The following is a 19,839-nucleotide window of genomic DNA, read 5'->3' as shown; positions in this document are numbered from 1 at the left end:
GATATGGAAGGAATTTTACATTGTCGCTTAATGCTTACTACAATCAAGACATTGAAAAACTGGAGATGTATCAACGGTTAATTCAGTATTGGAGCATGATGTTTGATCGTGAAGAAAAAATTGATGTGCTGGATAATATGAATTTTAATAAACAGTTGTTTCCTGAGATTTTTACGCTGAAGGAAATAGCTGATTTCCATCCGATCGAACCAGGATATACTTCGCCAGATGGTTATACGGAAATGCATGAGTTAATCCGCTCATTAGAGTATGCACGACTCATCAAGCAAGAGCCAGGGCGTGAAGGGATCGCGAAACGGCTGGCAAGTAAGGCGGGTATTGGCTGTGGGAACGGCTGTACCAATGTGATGAACGGGGTTATTAACTCGATTTTGAAAGTGAAGAATGAAACGGATCAAGTCGAGGCGCCAGAAGTTATTTTGATTTTGCCCAACTATACGGTGTATACAGCGCAATTATCGAATTTACATGGAAAAGTAAATCCTGTCTATGTATATACAAAACAGGAGAATGATTTCCTACCTACATTTGAAGAAATTCAAGGTGCGATTACCCCGAATACCGTTGCAGTGGTTATTACGTATCCGAATAACCCAGCGCAATCCACGTATGAGGGTGAAAAGGTACAAGAATTAAAGAAAATCGTAGATATGTGCCAAGAAAATCAGATCTACTTGGTTGTGGATAACATTTATCAAGACTTAGTGTTCCCGAGGAACCGACCGTTTACGGAGATCTTTAATCTGACGGATCGACTTGATTATGTGGTGAAAGTATACGGTTGTTCGAAAGATACGCCCTTTTACTCTGGCTATCGGACGGGCTACTGGTTCGGTGATCCTGCCTTGACGGATAAGTATAAATACGTGATTTCAGCGACGGAGAATAGTTTAAATACGCAATCTCTCGTGTATTTTACACTGAATCTGTATTTCAAATATCTCGCATTGAGTCAAGCAGAGCCTTCTGTAGAAGATATGAAGTATTTCTCTCAAGGGATCTTCGGATGGGGACAAGATGTGGATAAACAGCAGCTTTTTGACAAAATGAAAGAGCTTGGTTTATATCAGAAGTATTTGTCCAGATTGAAACAATCGGATGATGTACAGGAAGATGCTTTAAAACAAGTGATTCAGTTTGTGGAGCAATCAGATGTGTTCTCTGATTATTCGAATCAAAATATTGGCAATGTATTCTTTATCAAGATAAATCCGGAGTATACATTTTCGAATGATAATGAGTTTTTCAAGTTTTTATTCCATGAAGCGAAAATCGGCGTGCTTCCGGGGAACGTCTTTGGCATGCAACCAACTCTAGGTGATGTTTGGTTCCGTATTACCTTGATTCATGATCCAGTGGATGAAATTATTCGTCATTTGCGGAAGATCGAAGAGGCAGTGATTCATTCACACCAGTACGTATAGAGACAAGAAATGCGAAGGGAGTATGTTCATGGCACAATCTGTGCAACCGAATCAAATAGAAGACATTCTTACATTAACACCCACGCAAGAAGGGATTTTATATCACTGTTTAAAGGGTTCTGTACAACAAATGTATGTTGGTCAAGTGGCACTAGAAGTAGCAGGTCATCTTCATGTGTTGAATCTCGAAAAAGCGCTTCAGCATGTTGTGCAGGAGAATGAGTGCTTGCGATCTGTTTTTAGATGGGAGAAGCTAAGTCATCCGGTACAAGTGATTCTCCGTCAAATGAGTCATCACATTGTGGAGCATGATTTGACAAGCTTAAGTGAGCAGGAGCAGAAAGAGCGAATCGTTCAAATGGACGAGGAAGAACGGAGTAAAGGCTTTGATCTGACAAAGGGGCCACTACTTCGGATTTCGGCAAGTAAGGTGAGTGCAGAGCAGTATCGTGTGCTGATCAATTTTCACCATATTATGATGGATGGCTGGTCGCTGGGTGTATTTTTAAGCGAATGGTTTGGGAGATATGGGCAGCTTCAGTCGAATCAGATGAAGAAATCACAGCCAAAAACGAAGTATAAAGAGTATGTAAAATGGCTGAAGCAGCAAGAGACGGGCAAAGCTAAGCTGTTTTGGAATCGGGTGCTACAAAGCTGGGAGCCGACCACGAAACTCCCATATAAGCCTGATAGGAATGAAACTCATCTCCATATGAATTCGGTGGTGACATCTCTATCCGATATCATGCCAGAGGTAAGCCATTTTTCGAAAACATACGGTGTAACGCCAAATACGATTCTCAACGTAGCATGGGGAGTGATGTTGCAACGATATAGTGGTAGTGATGATGTTACGTTTGGACTAACGGTATCGGGTCGACCAGATGAGATGCAAGGTGTGGATCAGACAGTAGGTTTGTTTATTAATACGGTTCCGGTACGGGTTACGACTGAATCACAGCAAACGGTTGCGGAGTTAATGAGTGAGGTACATAAGCAATCGGTCGAGATGAAAGAGTATGAGTATTTACCGCTAACGGATATCCACTCAGCGGCAAAGCTTCGTGGGAATGAATCACTTTTTGATCATATTCTCGTATTTGAAAACTATCCACTTGATCAGAAATTGCTTGAAGGTGCGTACCATGATTTCCAAATTACTCAGTATTCGGAGTGGGAACTAAATAACTACGATTTGACGGTGGCGTTTCTCTTAGCGGGAGAACCGCAAATGAAATTTGATTATATGGATGGATTATTTGATCGCCAGACTATGGAGCGGATGGCGGAACATTTCCAAGTGGTGCTGAGGCAGATAATGAGTCGGCCTGATGAATTGGTTCAAAACTTGGATATCCTTCCAGAGTGGGAGAAACAGCTAACTCTTTTCCAGTTTAATCAGACGGAACAAGCGTTTCCAAAGGATAAAACGGTATATCAACTCTTTGTCGAGCAAGTAAAAGCGTCGCCTTCGATGAATGCGGTTGTTTTCCAAGATGAGAGCATTACTTATGAGCAATTATTTGAACGAGTTCAGAGATTGGTTGGAAAACTTCAGAGTTACGGGGTTGTTCCTGGAAATGTCGTCTCTATTCAGCTGGATTGGTCGATTGATATGGTTGTAGCGATCATGGGCGTACTGGGGACAGGTGCGGCATATGTGCCGATTGACCCCCATTATCCAAGTGAACGGATTGAGTATATCTTACAAGATAGTCGTTCACAACTGCTCATTACATCGACAGAATTCAAGGATTCTTCAAGTGAAATGATGTCCCATGTGCTAGTGCTCGATCATGAGGAAAGCGATGTTCCACATCATGAAGAATCTGAGTTTATGCAGGTAGTTTCTTCGCCGAATGATTTGGCTTATGTGATTTACACATCAGGATCAACGGGTCGCCCGAAAGGGGTCATGATTGAACAGGAATCCTTTGTTGAGTTTGTTACATGGGCGGTAAAAGAGTATGAGCATCGCTTAGGTTATCAAGTGTTGTTGACGAATTCATTTGCCTTTGATAGCTCTATTCAGCAAATCTTCCCGCCCCTTGTTTCCGGAGGAACACTTCATTTACTTCACCCAGATGTGAGAAAGGATGCTCGTCAATATCTGGACTACTTGAAACAGCATCGGATTAACAATATTGATGAGATTCCAGTGATCATGAATGTGCTGATTGAGCAGGTTGATGAATCGGATGAGTTACCTTTGTTGCCGGATTTGACTTGTCTTTCTCTAGGAAGCGAGTATGTACCGATTGAGCTAGTGAAGAATTGTAGAACGTATTTAAACCGAGATGGACGAATTATTAATGGATATGGTCCGGCTGAAGCATCGGTGGAGACGTGTACCTATCACTTTGATGGAAACTCTGAGCATGAGATTTCCCTTGTAGGTAAGCCGCGGGATAATACACGAGTTTATATCCTAGATCAGCAGGGTCGTCTATGTCCAATTGGGGTTTCTGGGGAAATTTGTGTGAGTGGAGTGGGTCTTGCAAGAGGGTATCTATATCAACCGGACCTGACGAATGAGAAGTTTATCGCGAATTCATTTAGCGGGATTCCAGGAGATCGACTCTATAAGACAGGTGACGCGGGACGTTGGTTAGCCGACGGTAATGTGGAGTATGTAGGTAGAATCGATAATCAGGTAAAAATTCGCGGCTTCCGTGTGGAGTTGGGTGAGATTGAAAATGTGTTGCTTAAACATCCAGATGTAAATGATGCGGTGGTGATCGCTCGTAAAAATGGTAGTGGTGACACAGAAATATGCGCCTTTTTAAAAGCAGAATCCAAGCTGACAAAGCATGATGTGAACGTATTCTTGGCGGATAAGCTACCCAATTATATGATTCCGATGTACTACGAGTATGTGGAATCGTATCCGCTTACGCCAAATGGAAAAGTGGACCGAAAAGCATTGGCTCAGTTGGCAATGGTCCCAGCAGTGGAGGAGCAAGATGTTTCAAGTTCGCGTCATGAGTTAGACGAACAGATCATAGCGGTATGGAAGGAAGTGTTGGGTCTCGAGAACGTAGGGATTTATACAAACTTCTTTGAAGCAGGTGGAAACTCGATTCAAATCATGCGGGCTTTCAACAAGTTGAAAAAGGTGCTCCCGGATTTATCTTTAGAGATTAGTGACTTATTTACGTACAATACGATCGCTTCTTTAGCGGATTTCGTGAATCAATCGAATGAAGTGTCCAAGGAAGAATCTGCTTTCACCGTCGAAGATCGTGAGGAATTAGCTGAGTCAATTGAAGCAACGACTACGAGGGATATCGCGATTATCGGGATTAGCGCAAAGCTACCGGGTGCGGATGATGTGGACGAGTGGTGGGAGTTGTTACGGGAAGGCAAAAGCAGCATTCAGGAAATTCCGGAATCTAGAATCAAGCTTGATCCAGGTCAAAATCCAGCGAAACAGTACCTACGCTATGGTTACATCGAAGGAATCGATCAGTTCGACCCGCAGTATTTTAACATCTCACCTAAACTAGCAAAAGATATGGACCCGAACCAACGAATGATGCTCGAGACGGTTAATTCGACGATTGAGGATGCAGGTTATCCACGTGAGAAGTTAGCGAATCAAAACGTAGGTGTGTTCATGGGATCGGTTATGCCGAGCTATATGAACCATGTAGATATCAAAGTGGACGAGCTATTGGCAAGTAATCTACCGGCGAATCTAGCGGGTCGTGTCTCCTATCATTTTGGTCTAAATGGGCCTTCGATGGTGATCGATACGGCATGTTCTTCCTCTTTAGTAGCCCTTCACTCAGCGATGAATGCGCTGCGCTACAGAGAATGTGAGATGGCTCTGGTGGGCGGCGTTCATATCGAGATTGATCATATTCGCAAAGAGATCGCGATGGGATCGGGAATAGTTTCGCCGACCGAAACATGCCGGGCGTTTTCGGACGATGCCGATGGAACGATCGGTGGAGAGGGAAGCATCTGCATTATGATCAAGCCGTTGGAAAAGGCTGTGGCAGATCAGGATCACATCTACGGAGTGATCAAGGGAAGTGCGGTTGTCCAAGATGGGGCAAGATCGAACGGGATGACAGCCCCTAGCCCTGATGCGCAAGCTGAGACGATCGTTCGAGCGTGGCAAGATGCGAAGATTGATCCAGCGACGATTTCCTATATTGAAGCACATGGTACAGGTACGAAGTTAGGTGATCCGATTGAAGTAAAAGGGATTCGAAAAGCGTATGAATCCTATACCGACCAAAAGCAATTTATTGCAATGGGCTCTGTGAAGACCAATATGGGGCATTTGGATAGTGCGGCAGGACTGGCAGGCTTAGTGAAAGCGGTATTAAGTTTTCAATATGGCATGATTCCACCATCCCTTCATTATACGAAGCCAAATGCTTTTATCGATTTTGAAAACTCTCCTGTTTACATCAATACAAGTCTTCAAACATGGGAGAAGCCAGAAGGACATCCACGAAGAGCAGGGATAAGTTCATTTGGATTAAGCGGAACCAATGTGCACGTTGTGGTAGAGGAATATGAGCAACCGAAAACAGCCTCCGATCAAGCGTATCTCGTTACGTTATCTGCTCCAACTGAGAAAGTGCTACATGAAAAAATACGGGATTTAGAGCGCGATTTAGCGAAAAAACGTGAGTATGAGCTAGCTGATATAAGTTATACCTTAAATTGCCGTCGAAATCATGATTCCTATCGTTTTTCAACGGTTGTGAGGGATCATGAAGAGTTATCTAAGGCATTAGAAGAGATGAAGGGAATGGCTGAGAAGCCTGTCAAACGTCCGAAGAAGGTCGTGCTCTGGATTCCAGACTATGAAGTAGGGATGGAAAAGGCATGGGACGGTTTGAGTCAAACGGGCTGGATCGATGAATCCATTATGAGTCAACATCAGCCACTCTTAGATCACTCGCAAGATCCGAAAGCGAAGGTTGTAGCATTTGCTTCAAGTCTCTACCATCTACTACGAAAACTAGGAATGGAAATAGAGATAGAGGGAGCAGGGCTGGGTGTAGTGGCTCGGGATTTTATTCTCGGAACGATTTCGTTTACAGATGTGTTGCAAGGAACGAACGAGAAAAACCAGACTATGGCAGACGTTGTATCCAAATTTGGAGAGGAGACTCTTGTTCTATCCGTAGGTAGTTGTATTATAAAGGATGTCTCTGCGGTTGGTTATGATGTGGAAGTACGAGACTTATTTACTCTTGAAAAGAAGGAACATGATTTCTTATCTGTGCTGTCGCATTTATATCAAATGGGTTATAACCTTCATTTTGAAGCGATCCAACAGGGAAGAACGGTCTCACTACCAACCTATCCGTTCCAACGTAAATCATACTGGTTTGAGCAATCGAAGAAACAAAAAAGAGGTTCATCCCTATTCAATCAAGATCATACAGAGTCTATCAAAGTAAAGGAAGAAATGATGTATACCTTTGAGTGGGTGGTGTCGGAATTACCAGTGAACCTTTCATCACGAGGGTTACAAGGTGCTGTCTTGATCATCACGGATCCTGATAGCGGAACCACTCATGCTTCATTGGTAGAAAAGTTTACCGATCATGGGCACCAAGTGATTCAGATTCATTATGGTAGGCAATACCGAAATGTGGCTGACAATCAAGTGGAGATCAATCCGCGAGAAGAAGAGCACTTTACGAGAGTGATGAAGGAATTAAGAGAATCAGGGGTTTCCATCGGAACCGTGATGGACCTATCTCGTTTCCAATCTACTTCTCTATCAAATGTCTCTATGTGGGACTATGAGCAGCTAGACGAGAAACTTGCTACTTCTCTTCAGTCAACGTTAAACCTAGTAAAGAGTCTCGCTACTCTGGGTACAAATCATCCAGTTTACACCTTCTTTGTTACCCAACAAGCATATTTGGTGGGAGCAAATGACCACTATGTGAATCCGCTACATAGTTCTACCCTTGCTTTAAGTAGAACGATGAACCGGGAATTTGATCAAGTTCACTCGTTTTGTATTGATGTGTGTGTGGACTCTTCCGATAAGATGGCTCAGATGATTTATGAGGAAGTATCGAAGAATAACATGATTCGAGAAGTGGCGTATCGTGGCGGAAAGAGATATACGAAAACGCTAAAGAGAATGCCGATCGAGTCGATGACAAAGCGAGAAATGATTCGAGAGAGCGGTGTCTACCTCGTAACCGGTGGAACGGGTGGGATTGCACAAGAGATCTGTCAGTCCATGGCGAAGAGACATAACGTGATCCTGATTCTCGTGGGCCGAACCAGTGAGCAGGACTTGAGTAGTCAACAAATAGAGTCGATGGATACCATTCGCAGGCTAGGTTCAGAGGTGCATTACTACCAAGCAGATGTTGCTAGTTTAGTAGAAATGAACAGCGTGTTGGATGATATAACGGCTCGTTTTGGCAAAGTGGATGGAGTGATCCATACAGCAGGTGTATTAGGGAAGCCCGTTTCTTTGCAGGATTCAAAACTGGAGGATTACACAACCGTCATGGAAGCAAAAGTGAAAGGGACGCTTGTTCTTGATCAGTTGTTAAAAGAACATTACGTCGATTTCTTCCTTGTATTTTCTTCCGTAGATGCCGTTCTTTCGGAAAAAATGATTGCTCCATATGCTTGTGCCAATGCATTCCTTGATAGCTATACATCCCTTCAACGGCAAATAGGGAAACGGTTTATCTCGATCCAATGGGGTGGATGGCAAAACACCGGGATGGGTGAAGTGAAGAGAGCAAAAGAGAATCATGCGTCTGTGGACAAAATTAAACGATTATCGCCACTCATTCTTGGGTTTAATCGGAATGATGGAGTGGCTGCGTTTCATACAGTCCTAGGTTCCAATGTAAGCCCTGCATTTGTAAGTGGCTTAAATCAAGAAGATATGGAGGAAATCCGTGGACTTTCCTTCTTTGGAATGGATTCACAATTAGTAGAAGCGAAGCCAGAAGCATCACAGCCTCAAGCTTCTTGGACATTCGAGCAGATTGTAGAAGTTGTTACAAACACATGGAGAGAGGTCCTAGAGTTTGAAGAGGACGAAGAGCTCGGTCCAGATGAGAGCTATTTCTCGCTTGGTGGGGATTCAATTCAAGGGATTGACATCATGGTAGAGTTATCGAATTTGTTTAGCTTGAAAATGGATGCGGATACGATCTTCCGTTTTGACAGTGTGCAAGCACTTAGTCAGCATATTTTCGATTCTCTTCACAAGCCGAAGAAGGCTCAAAAAATAAGATCGATTCCGAAAGCAAGACCGATTCAATAAGCAAGTTAGAAAGGTGGTGTTGATTGAACAATGATTGTTTATGACAAAGAGATGTTGGAGCGAAAGCAATATTGGTTAGATACATTTAAGAGAGAACCTGCTTTTCCATGTGTGCCATCTGATTTTCAAGAAACCGATCAAGTGCCTAAGAGAGCTAGTTTGCCTTTATCGGTAGATTCAGACGTGACCACTTCGCTCCTGCGCATTTGTAAGGGTTCGGATTTATTAATGTACACATTCTTACTAGCTGTTACGAAAATCTGGCTGTATAAATATAGCGGCCGGAAAGAAATAGGGGTGGGCGTTCCGTCACACTGTCCTACTCGGAAGTTGGTTCCAGTTGTTTCTAGACTGGAGCCAGCTCAATCGGCTAAGCAAGTGATTTTAGAGACGAAACGAAGTTTGACGGAAGCTTATCAAAATCAAGAGTTCCCGATTGCCCCTCTACTCGAAGAGCTGGGAGTGGGAATGAATGATCGGCTACCTTGGCTTACCTTGATTGTGTCGCTTGATAATATTCATGATCCCGATTTTATCGAAGCAGAGGCTCCTGATCTAGCGCTGATGTTTACAAAAGAAGATGGCATGTTGTCGGCGCGCTGGTTGTATAATCCATCACTGTATATGGAGTCTTCACTTGAGCAGTATTTCGGTCACTATACGCAGGCTCTTCGTTCTGTTCTGGCCGATTCATCGATTCCAGTTCAACAGATTGATCTGTTAACTGAGATAGAGAAGAAGCAATGGATCGTGGATTGCAATGATACGGGTGTGGACTACGAGCGAAATGCAACGTTATCCGAACTGTTTGAGCGTCAAGTGAGGCTCCATCCAGAAGCAATCGCGATTGAGGATGAAGGCCGTCAAATGACGTATCGTGAGTTAAACGAGGCGGCTAATCAATGGGCGAGAGTGATACGAAATAAAGGGGTATGTGCAAATCAGCCAGTTGGGATTATGTTACAACGTACGACTGAATTCATCATCGCTATCTTGGCTGTGACGAAAGCAGGCGGGATGTATGTTCCATTATCTACAGATTATCCGGCTGAGCGAATTCACTATATGTTAGAAGATAGCGGTTGCCTGATTGCGCTAACGACAAAGAACTTGTTATCGGAAATTGCCTTTGCAGGCGAATGGGTTTGTTTGGATGATGAGGGCGCCAATCAAGAAAACAAAGAGAATTTGCCTCTTCAAAACGGAGCAAATGATTTGGCCTATATGATTTATACATCTGGTTCTACTGGGGCCCCTAAAGGTGTGATGACCGAACATCGTTCTGTACACAATCTGGTGATTGGACATGAAAAGTTGTATAGAGGCCAAATCAATTCCCACGACCGCTTCCTTGTTTGTACCAATATTTCGTTTGATGCCAGCGTATTTGAAACGTGGCTACCTCTCCTTGTAGGGGCAACGCTCGTGATGTATGCAGGTGAGAAGTTTGATGTGATGCGGCTGGCGGCATCGATGGTACAGAAGGAAACAACCTTTGCCTTTATTCCACCCGCATTGTTGAATCCACTGTACGACGAGTTTAGGGGATCTGGTAGGAAGTTTCCGCTTACGAAGATGTTTGTAGGTGGAGAAGCGTCTAAAGCGGAGAATCTAGAAAATTATAAAGCGCTTAAACCAGAGTTAATGCTGGTAAATGCCTATGGTCCCACAGAAACGACCGTTATCTGCACGGGTTATCACTATCAATCAAAGGGCTTCACTGATCCAAGTGTGCCGATTGGGAAACCGATGGCGAACACGCAAATGTATGTCTTAAATGCAGATATGCAACCTGTTTCGAAAGGGGTTTACGGTGAACTATGGGTAGGTGGAGACGGGATCGCGAGAGGGTACTGGAATCAGCCAGAGCTCACCGCAGAAAGCTTTGTTGAGAATCCGTTTAGACCTGGGACGAAGATGTACCGTACAGGGGATATCGTGAAGTGGCTTCCGGATGGCAATCTACAGTTTATCGGACGAGCTGATCATCAAGTGAAGATTCGTGGTTATCGGATTGAACTAGGTGAGATTGAAAACCGTCTTACACATCACGAAGCGGTTCAAAATGCGCTTGTAGTGATCAAAGAGGATGCCCAGAGTGAGAAATACCTTTGTGCCTATGTAGAGATGAGTAGTGAGACCACAAATGAGGATTTGGTCGAGTGGATTGCGAAACGACTTCCTATCTATATGATTCCAAGTGCTTTTGTGAGAGTAAGTACGTTTCCGCTTACACCCAATGGAAAAATAGATCGTCGTGCGCTTCCAGAGCCAAATCAATCTCTCACCACCATCCACGACAAACAAGTGTATCTAGCTCCGCGTAACGAGTTAGAGCAGACTATGGTCCAGTTGTGGGGAGAAGTTCTACAAGTAGAGTCGATTGGCGTGTTAGATAACTTTTTTGCGATGGGAGGCCATTCACTCAAAGCACTTAATTTAGTGAATAAAGTGTCCAAGACATTCGAAAGAAGCCTACCATTATCCGTGCTGTTTAAAAATCCTACTGTAGCTTCGTTGTGTGAGGTGCTTCAATCTCATGACGACGACGCTTCTGGAAACTTAATTTTATTGAGTGAAGGGGACGAAGCGGTTCCGCCGTTGTTCGTGGTTCATGGGCAAGGCGGTGGGATCATAAACTTTGTTCATCTCGCTCAGGAGTTTGAATCGAAACGGACCATCTATGCCTTTCAGGCACTTGGTTACGATGACAGAGAGCCCATTGAGCTAAGTGTAGAGCAGATGGCGGAACGATATATTGCTGAAATACGTCAAATTGCACCAACAGGTCCCTATCACCTGATGGGCTGGTCTTTCGGTGGGATACTCGTCTATGAGATTACGAAACAATTAGAGGAACAAGGAGAAACGGTAGCCTATCTAGGCATATGTGACGTCAAGCCACGTTCGAAAGAAGAGTTACCAAAATGGGATGAAAAACGTGATCCGCTCATCCGGTACGCATTACTTCAAGGAATGGAAGAAAGCTGTCTAGCAAAGCGAAGTGAAGAAGAGCAACTTCAAGTCTGTCAAAAATTGATTGGTGATGAAGTATCGGATGGTGTACTAGAAGAGGAAGTGTCTCTTTCAAAACTACGCATTATCGCGATTAATGGTCTTGCACTCAGGAAGTATCAGCCAATAGGTGTGATACGCGCTGATATTCACTTGTTCTTGGCTTTAGAAGATAGTTTGCTTCAGGATGCACGGCCAGAAGAGATTGTGGATTTATGGTCAGGATTAACAGAAGGCCAGGTGAAGTCCTCCCTGACTGGTGGGGATCACTACTCGATGCTTGAGCCGCCTTATATTAAGCCACTGGTAGATATGATTTGTGGGCAGTTGGAGAAGCAGGATGGAGTGGGGAAAAAGTTGTTTATGAGTCGGGATATCGGAACGGATTAGGATGGAGTTGTTGGTTTAACGATATTGCGTGATCGAGGGCCCGGAGAGTCTGTTCGATCACGCTCAGATACCGATCCAGCAGGGATTAGAAACTGTCCGCTTCGTGTTCCTTCGCTAGGGCAGGTGCAAAACTCGCAAAGAACGCTCAGACAAGTTGCACCAAAAGCGCCCTACACTACGGCCCCCTACGCTAAGAAGGATCGCTAAGCATCGCTGTAATCGAACAGACCCTCCTCTCCCATTATAGCGATCTATAGTGAAACTGAGATTGAAGTGAAGAAAGTCTATGAGGGGCAATGTATTTGAGCAGTGGACAGATACATTGCCCGGGATCGCTTTGATCCAATCGCTCACAATCTGCCTTGAATAGACAAGGAAATAAACAGAAGGGAAGAAAACCATGGCAATCAGCACCCATCAAGAAATCAGTAAATATGAATTGTCGCATACTCAGAAACGTTTCTGGTTCACTGAACAGCTCGAATTTGTACAAGAAGCAAAAGTAAATGCTATGGCCCACGTATCTACTGCATTCACATTAAAAGGGAATCTAGATATTGTTCATTTCGGACAAGTACTCAGTGAATTAGTCAACCGTCATGATACACTACGAACCTGCTTCCGCGAAGAAGATGGTAAACCATTACAAGTAATTTATTCCAACATTGAATTTAACGTATTGATGGTGGATCTCACAACGGAGACGGTAAGTGCTCAAAAAGACTTCTTACAGCGACTAGTAGTGACCGAACTAAATAAACCGTTCGATTTAAATGAAGCACCGCTGCTACGTGCTACCTTATATAAATTATCTGAATCAGAGCATATGTGCCTCATTGTGGCTCACCATATTATTGCAGATGGTTGGGCAATTGATATCCTGATGTCCGAATTAGCAACGCTCTATCACGCGAGCGCAAACCAATTACCAAGCCCACTCGAACCACTAGCGATTCAATATAGTGACTTTGCACACTGGCACAATGAAATGCTAGATGGGGGAGAACTGGATGAGCAACGAAAGTTCTGGCTCGATCGCCTAGCTGGTGAGCTTCCTGATCTCAACTTCCCACTCGATTATTCGAGACCGTCTATGCAAAAGTTCGACGGAGACACTGTTGCGCTCAAGATTGACGGGGAATTGATGCAGAAGCTAAAGGTGGTGTGTGAGAAGTTAGACGTGAGTCTCTATATGTTTTTGCTAGCTTCCTTTAACGTGCTTCTTAGTAAGTACACACGAAATACAGATATTATCGTGGGAACTTCCCTTTCGGGGCGTGTTCATCCGGAGGTGTCTAACTTAATCGGTTGCTTTATTAACGCTTTGCCTGTGCGGAATGAGGTGAAGGGAGAAGAATCATTTCAAGACTTCGTAAAACGAGTGAAACAATCAGTCCTGGAAATCTACGCAAATCAAGAATATCCATTTGACCGGATTGTAGAAGAATTGGGAGTGGAGCGCAATCTAAGCCGTAACCCCATTTTCGATGTCATGTTTGAAGTCCATACTCTTCGCACGGATAAACATGCAGAAGTAGAAGTAAGTTCGGATCTTACTCTCTCATTCGAAAAATCATTAGACCATATTCGTTATTCAGGATTTGATTTTGCTTTTGAGTTATTCCAATCAGAAGGAAAAATTGATGGTTATATCCAATACTGCACCGCTTTATTTAATCGAGAAACGATAGAGCGTTTAAGTCGTCATTTTGTTCAACTCGTTCGCCATGTGGTAGAGAACCCGGGAAAAAAAGTATGTGAAATGGACATGTTATGTGATGAAGAAAAAAGACAAGTTTTAGAACAATTTAATGACTTGAAGAGTTCGTATCCTGTCCAAGTTCCAATGCAACAACTTTTTGAGGAACAAGTTGCACGGACGCCTGAAGCGATCGCTGCCAGTTTCGAAGGAGAAGAGCTTTCCTACAAGGAGTTAAATGAACGGGCTAACCGCTTAGCACATCTGTTACGTTCGAAAGGAGTAGGTGTAAACCAATTCGTTTCCGTCGTAAGTGAACGAAATCTGGAGTGGTTAACGACGATCCTTGCTATTTTCAAAAGTGGTGCTGCGTATGTGCCTGTGGATCCAAATCTTCCAGATGAACGGATTGCCTACATTATTAAAAACAGCGAATCAAAGGTAGTGGTGACGCAATCTGCATTTGTGGAGCGTTTAAAAGCTCATGCGGGTGAGATGATCCAGACGATGGTTTCGTTGGATGAGCAAGATTTGAATGAGTATAGTGCTGAGAATCTGAAGATGTTGAATGCATCGACAGACCTTGCTTACATGATTTATACATCAGGCTCTACAGGGAATCCAAAAGGTGCTTTAGTGCGCCATGACGGCATGATTAACCATCTGTTTGCGAAGCTTGAAAGCCTTGGTATCGGAGCAGAGGATGTCGTGGTGCAAAATGCATCTGTCAGCTTTGACATTTCTGTGTGGCAAGCGCTTGTTGCTCTCTTAGTCGGAGCGAAGACGTCCATCGTTTCTTTTGAAGTAGCTCGGGATCAAGCTTTACTACTAGAGCACTTGCATAAAGAACAGGTGACCGTGCTGGAAACGGTTCCAACACTACTATTTGCCTTCCTCGATACGGTTCGCGGACTAGAGAAATTAGATCGAGAGTTACCACGGTTACGCTGGATGATTGCTACGGGGGAAGAGTTACCTGTGAAGCTAGTAAACAGTTGGTTTGAACTATACCCACATATCAAGTTGATGAATGCGTATGGTCCTACGGAATGTTCGGATGACGTAACCCAACATGTTATGTCCGGACGAATTGAGTCAGAGCAACGGGTCCCAGTTGGGCAGCCGCTTGCTAATTTGAACTTGTACGTCGTGGATCAATACAATCACCTCGCTCCAGTAGGAGTAAAAGGGGAGATTTGGGTTAGTGGGATCGGTGTGGGAGATGGTTATTGGAAAAATACAGAACTTACTCAAGAGAAATTTATATCTAATCCATTTTCAGTCGATCCGTCCCATTCTCGTGTATATCGGACAGGTGATTTAGGGCGTTGGATGCCTGACGGATCGATAGAATTCTTTAGCCGCATCGATTTCCAAGTAAAGGTTCGTGGTTTCCGAATCGAGCTAGGTGAGATTGAAAGTGCCATTGGCAACCATCCACAAGTAGACGAAGTAGCGGTGATCGTGAAGAAGGCTGCTGATGGTGATAATACGTTAGTTGCGTTTTACACAAGTAAAGAGTTATTAGAAGCGAATACATTGCAAAGCTACCTGCGTGATATTTTGCCATACTATACGGTTCCAACTCATATCATCCGCATCGAACGTATGCCACTTCTCACAAGCGAAAAAATAGATCGCAATGCATTAAAGAAATGGAAGTTGGAAGAAGGTACACAAAGAGGTGTAGCACTGCCGACGACTCAAACGGAAATCGAGATTGCTTCTATCTGGCAAGAAATACTCGGACTGGAGCAAGTTCATGCGGACGATAATTTTTTCCATATCGGTGGGCACTCGATTAGTGCGGTAAAAGTGATTAACCGAATCCGTGATCGTTTTCAAATCAAGATGGCGCTACAACAAGTATTTATTACGCCAGTGTTGAGTGAGCTATCGGGTGTCATTGATACAGAGATTGTCAAATTAGAGCGCTCTGACGCGGACGATACGAAGAAAATAAACGACAACCCGCTACAACCGATGCCAAAACAAGAGGCGTACTTATTAGCTCCAGTACAGCTACCAGAGTGGTACTTGCACCATCTTGAGCCAGATAACCCGTTTTATAATGTCAGCTTTGATGTGATGTTCCACGGAGAAATGAATCTCGAGGCATTTGAGCGAGCATGGCAAACGATTGTAGATCGTCATGCGGTGTTACGAGTTTCCTTCCGTAATGAAAATGGAACTCCATACCAGATAGTGGCTCCACGATTGGAGATGAGACTTTCAAACATATACGAGGATTACACACACGTAGCGGAAGATAGGGTTCATGAGGTGACGAAGGAACTAGCCTACGCACATGCGAACCAGCTATTTCACTTCGAGACAGGCCCATTATTTTATACCAAGTTAGTAGAGTTTCCAGGGAAACAGTTTCTCTTTATGTTTGTAAGTCACCATATTATTTGGGACGAAACCTCTTCGATGAACTTGATGAGAGAATTGAATGAACTATACAACGCATTTGTGACGAATCGTGAGCCTCAGTTGCCGGCACTTGTGATTGACTATGTTGATTATGCCCAGTGGATGAATCGTTCGATTGAAGAAGGATACCTAGAAGAGCAGCGCCAATATTGGTTGACGAAATTTGCTAATGCTCCGAAAGGGCTTGATCTACCGACAGACTATCCGAGACCGCCGATGGTTACGTTTAATGGTGGAACGATTTTAGGAAGGTTCGATCCGGAACTACAAAGGCAGGTTATGGATTTTTGCCAGAAAAACAACATCACCCTGTACATGTTTTTATTAGCTGTTTTAAACCTGTATGTACACCGTTTGAGCGGTCAACAGGACTTTGTCCTCGGCTCACCGATTCAAAATCGTGATGATATGAAGTTAGAAAATATGCTGGGACTGTTTGCCACAGCGATTCCACTGCGTTGTCTGATTGAAAAAGAGATGACGTTTGAACAGCTAGTTGCTCAAAGCAGACAAACGGCGATCGAAGCATACGATAACCACATCTATCCAAGTAATTTCGTGGTAGAGCAGATCGAAGCAGATGTAGATCTATCGCGATCGAAGCTCTTTACGATCATGTATGGCTTACAAAATAACAAGCAGAATCTAGTAAAAAGTCTCCAGTTTGAAGGGCTCACTTGCAACTTTAAACTATATGACTTTATTGAGAGTAGCTCTCGTTTTGATTTGACCTTTGCTTTTGACGAACTGGAAAGCGGTATTGAAATCAACCTGAACTACAACTCCGATTTGTTTAAGAAATCAACAGCAGAGAGGATTGCACAGCAATTTATCCTGTTGACGGAACAAGTCGTACGCACACCCGAAAAAGCCCTTCATGCCTATTCGTTAGTAGCAGACGAAGAGAAACAAATGATGGTGGAAGAGTGGAATCAAACGGATAGCAACTTTAATGGGCATATCTGTATCCACGAAAAGTTTGAGCAACAAGCAGAGAAGACTCCGGATCATATAGCGGTTCAGCACAACAATCTGGCTCTCAGCTACCGTGAGTTAAATGAGCGAGCCAATCAACTAGCACATATTCTGCACGAGCTAGGCGTGGAGTCGGAGCACAAAGTGGGCATTACGTTAGAGCCGTCAGCGGATATGCTTATAGCACTCATAGCTGTACTAAAAGCAGGTGCTGCATTTGTACCAGTAAGTCCAGAACTACCTACAAACCGTCAAAAGACGATTATCGAACGAGCAGACATTGAGGTTCTGATTACGGCGAGTGAATTTGTAAACGACGATGTAGAGTTTAATGGACAGATCATACAAATGGATATAGATCGGTCTCGAATCAATACGAAGTCTAAGCAAAACCTAGATCTCTCTCTCTCTTCTAATCAGTTGGCCTATGTCTTATTTACTTCGGGTACAACGGGGACTCCTAAGGGGATTGAAGTAGAGCATCGGGGTGTTATCAGCTTATTTGAATGGAGTGGTCGGAAGTATTCACTTACGGATGCGGATGCAACGCTATTTATGACCCCGTATACCTTTGATGCATCTCTGCTGGAAACGTTTTGGCCGTTGATGTTTGGAGCGAAGGTAGTTGTTCCAAACTATGATGAGTTGAAGAATCCAGTTGCTATAGGTCAGTTGGTGGCGAAGCATCAGATCACGATTCTCCAATTTGTACCGGTATTGCTGGAAGCATTTATAAATGCGAGAAAGAATAACGAGTTTCCGCAAACCCCATCGCTCCGTTATGTGATTTGTGGTGGTGCGGTACTGACACGAGAGTTGAGAGATAAGTTTAGAAGCCAGTTTACCTGTCATCTAAGCAATCACTACGGCCCAACAGAGGTGACGGTTGATGCGATTACCTTTGACTGTAATGAGCCATTTGAAGGCAATGTGGTTCCGATCGGGAAGCCAATCGGCAATGCCAAAGTGTACTTGTTGGACGAACAAATGAATCTTGTGCCAGTAGGGATGCCGGGTGAAATCTATATTGCTTCCGTTGGGTTGGCACGTGGATATTTGCATGATGTAGATGCGACGAATCGAAGCTTTGTACCAGATCCGTTTTCTACCAATCCTCAGTCACGTTTATATAAGACAGGGGACGTTGCTAAATATCTCGAGGATGGAAACATCGTCTATATGGGGCGGATCGACAACCAAGTGAAGGTACGCGGTAACCGAGTCGAGCTAGAAGAAGTGGAAAATTGGCTATCTTCGCATGATTCGATTCGCAACTGTGCTGTGATTCATATGAAAGACGAGCGGATGGATGGGCTGGTTGCCTACGTGGAGCTAGATCAAGAGGGGACTTCGCTTCAAGTAGGAGAAGAGAAGTTGAAACTATATACTCTCTCCCAGATCCCAAGTCTAAAGACTCGTATGGATGAGCTTCATTTATCAGCATGGCCGGCTTATTTTGCGGGAGAAGAAGTGCAGCGTGAATATTGGCCGAAACTGTTTCATCAATTTTCGCAGTATCAATTTGCGTTGATAGACCAATCAGGACGTGTGTTAGCAGGCGGAAATACGGTTCCGATTTACTGGGATGGTACACACGATGACTTGCCGCAAGGTTGGGATGCTGGCTTAGTAAAGGGCTTTACGGATGCGGATAAGGGTGTGGAGCCAAATACATTACTCGTTCTTGCTGGAGTAGTAGACGAGTCGTGCCAAGGAAAAGGGCTCGCTGCTATGTTGGTAAAAGCGTTTAAACAATTAGCGCTTGGGCATGGGCTGGAGCGATTGATCGTTCCTGTGCGACCAACAGGGAAACATGCGTATCCAGATCTCAGCTTTACAGAATACAGCGAACTGCGCCGAGAAGACGGCCTACCAGTTGATAACTGGTTACGTACACATGAGCGTGTGGGCGGAAAAATCCTCAAGATGGCGACTCACTCTCAATATGTAAAAGCAAGCGTTACCGACTGGCAACAATGGACGGGGACTCACTTTACACAAAGTGGCGCTTACTCTATACCTGATGCACTGCAGCCGGTGCAGGTCGACTTGGAACAAGGTGTCGTAGAATACTGGGATCCAAGTGTTTGGATGGAACATCCGGTCACGTCGGACACATCGTATACATGGGAGTATAACGATCCAGAGAAGATCCAAAGCTTCCTAAAGCAATTTATACCTGAGTATATGGTTCCGCAACAATACATGTTTCTCAGCCATATGCCGCTCATGAATAGTGGGAAAATTGATAAGAAATCGTTGCCAGAACCAACTTTACTTCTTCAGAACCAAAGAGAGTTCGTCCTACCACAAAGCAAAACCGAAGAAGAGATTCTCGCTATCTGGAAAGAAATTTTGCAACTGGATGAAATCAGTGTAACGGATAACTTCTTTGATTTGGGTGGCCACTCATTGAAGGCGACCCAAACGGTTACTAGGTTGACGAAATCATTTGGGATTCAATTTAACCTTCGAGAATTGTTCCAAGCGGTTACGATTCGTAGTTTGGCTCAGTTAGTAGAGTCCAAACGAGATTTGCAGCCGACGAGTGGAACCTCATTCAAAAAAGTAGAACGACGCACAAGAACCAAAAAATAGTTTCC

At 44.0% G+C, this 19,839-nt stretch carries 4 protein-coding genes; all 4 read left to right on the top strand.

The genetic code is table 11. The features are described 5' to 3' along the window. The first annotated feature begins 20 nt into the window (after positions 1–20). The gene (locus tag BT147_RS03310) at positions 21–1,445 is read left to right on the top strand and encodes an aminotransferase class I/II-fold pyridoxal phosphate-dependent enzyme (RefSeq protein WP_072330950.1); all 1,425 of its coding nucleotides are present in this window, start codon (positions 21–23) and stop codon (positions 1,443–1,445) included. Positions 1,446–1,473: 28 nt separating this feature from the next. Next, positions 1,474–8,721, top strand: coding sequence for a hybrid non-ribosomal peptide synthetase/type I polyketide synthase (locus BT147_RS03305; RefSeq protein WP_072330948.1), 7,248 nt, complete (start codon positions 1,474–1,476; stop codon positions 8,719–8,721). 30 nt (positions 8,722–8,751) lie between these two features. Next, positions 8,752–12,126, top strand: coding sequence for a non-ribosomal peptide synthetase (locus BT147_RS03300; protein WP_072330947.1), 3,375 nt, complete (start codon positions 8,752–8,754; stop codon positions 12,124–12,126). Positions 12,127–12,526: 400 nt separating this feature from the next. Continuing rightward, positions 12,527–19,834 carry a non-ribosomal peptide synthetase gene (locus tag BT147_RS03295; protein ID WP_072330946.1) on the top strand — a complete coding sequence of 2,436 codons (7,308 nt, stop codon included), beginning with the start codon at positions 12,527–12,529 and terminating at the stop codon, positions 19,832–19,834. The last annotated feature ends 5 nt before the right edge of the window (positions 19,835–19,839 follow it).

The sequence above is a fragment of the Thermoactinomyces sp. DSM 45891 genome (genome assembly GCF_900119485.1).
In the GTDB taxonomy this organism is placed as follows: domain Bacteria; phylum Bacillota; class Bacilli; order Thermoactinomycetales; family Thermoactinomycetaceae; genus Baia.
This window is presented reverse-complemented; position numbering and strand designations above follow the sequence as displayed.

Excerpts from the sequence above, each read along its gene's own strand:
- BT147_RS03295 (WP_072330946.1), top strand. The coding sequence starts at position 12,527 with ATGGCAATCAGCACCCATCAAGAAATCAGTAAATATGAATTGTCGCAT.
- BT147_RS03305 (WP_072330948.1), top strand. The coding sequence starts at position 1,474 with ATGGCACAATCTGTGCAACCGAATCAAATAGAAGACATTCTTACATTA.
- BT147_RS03300 (WP_072330947.1), top strand. The coding sequence starts at position 8,752 with ATGATTGTTTATGACAAAGAGATGTTGGAGCGAAAGCAATATTGGTTA.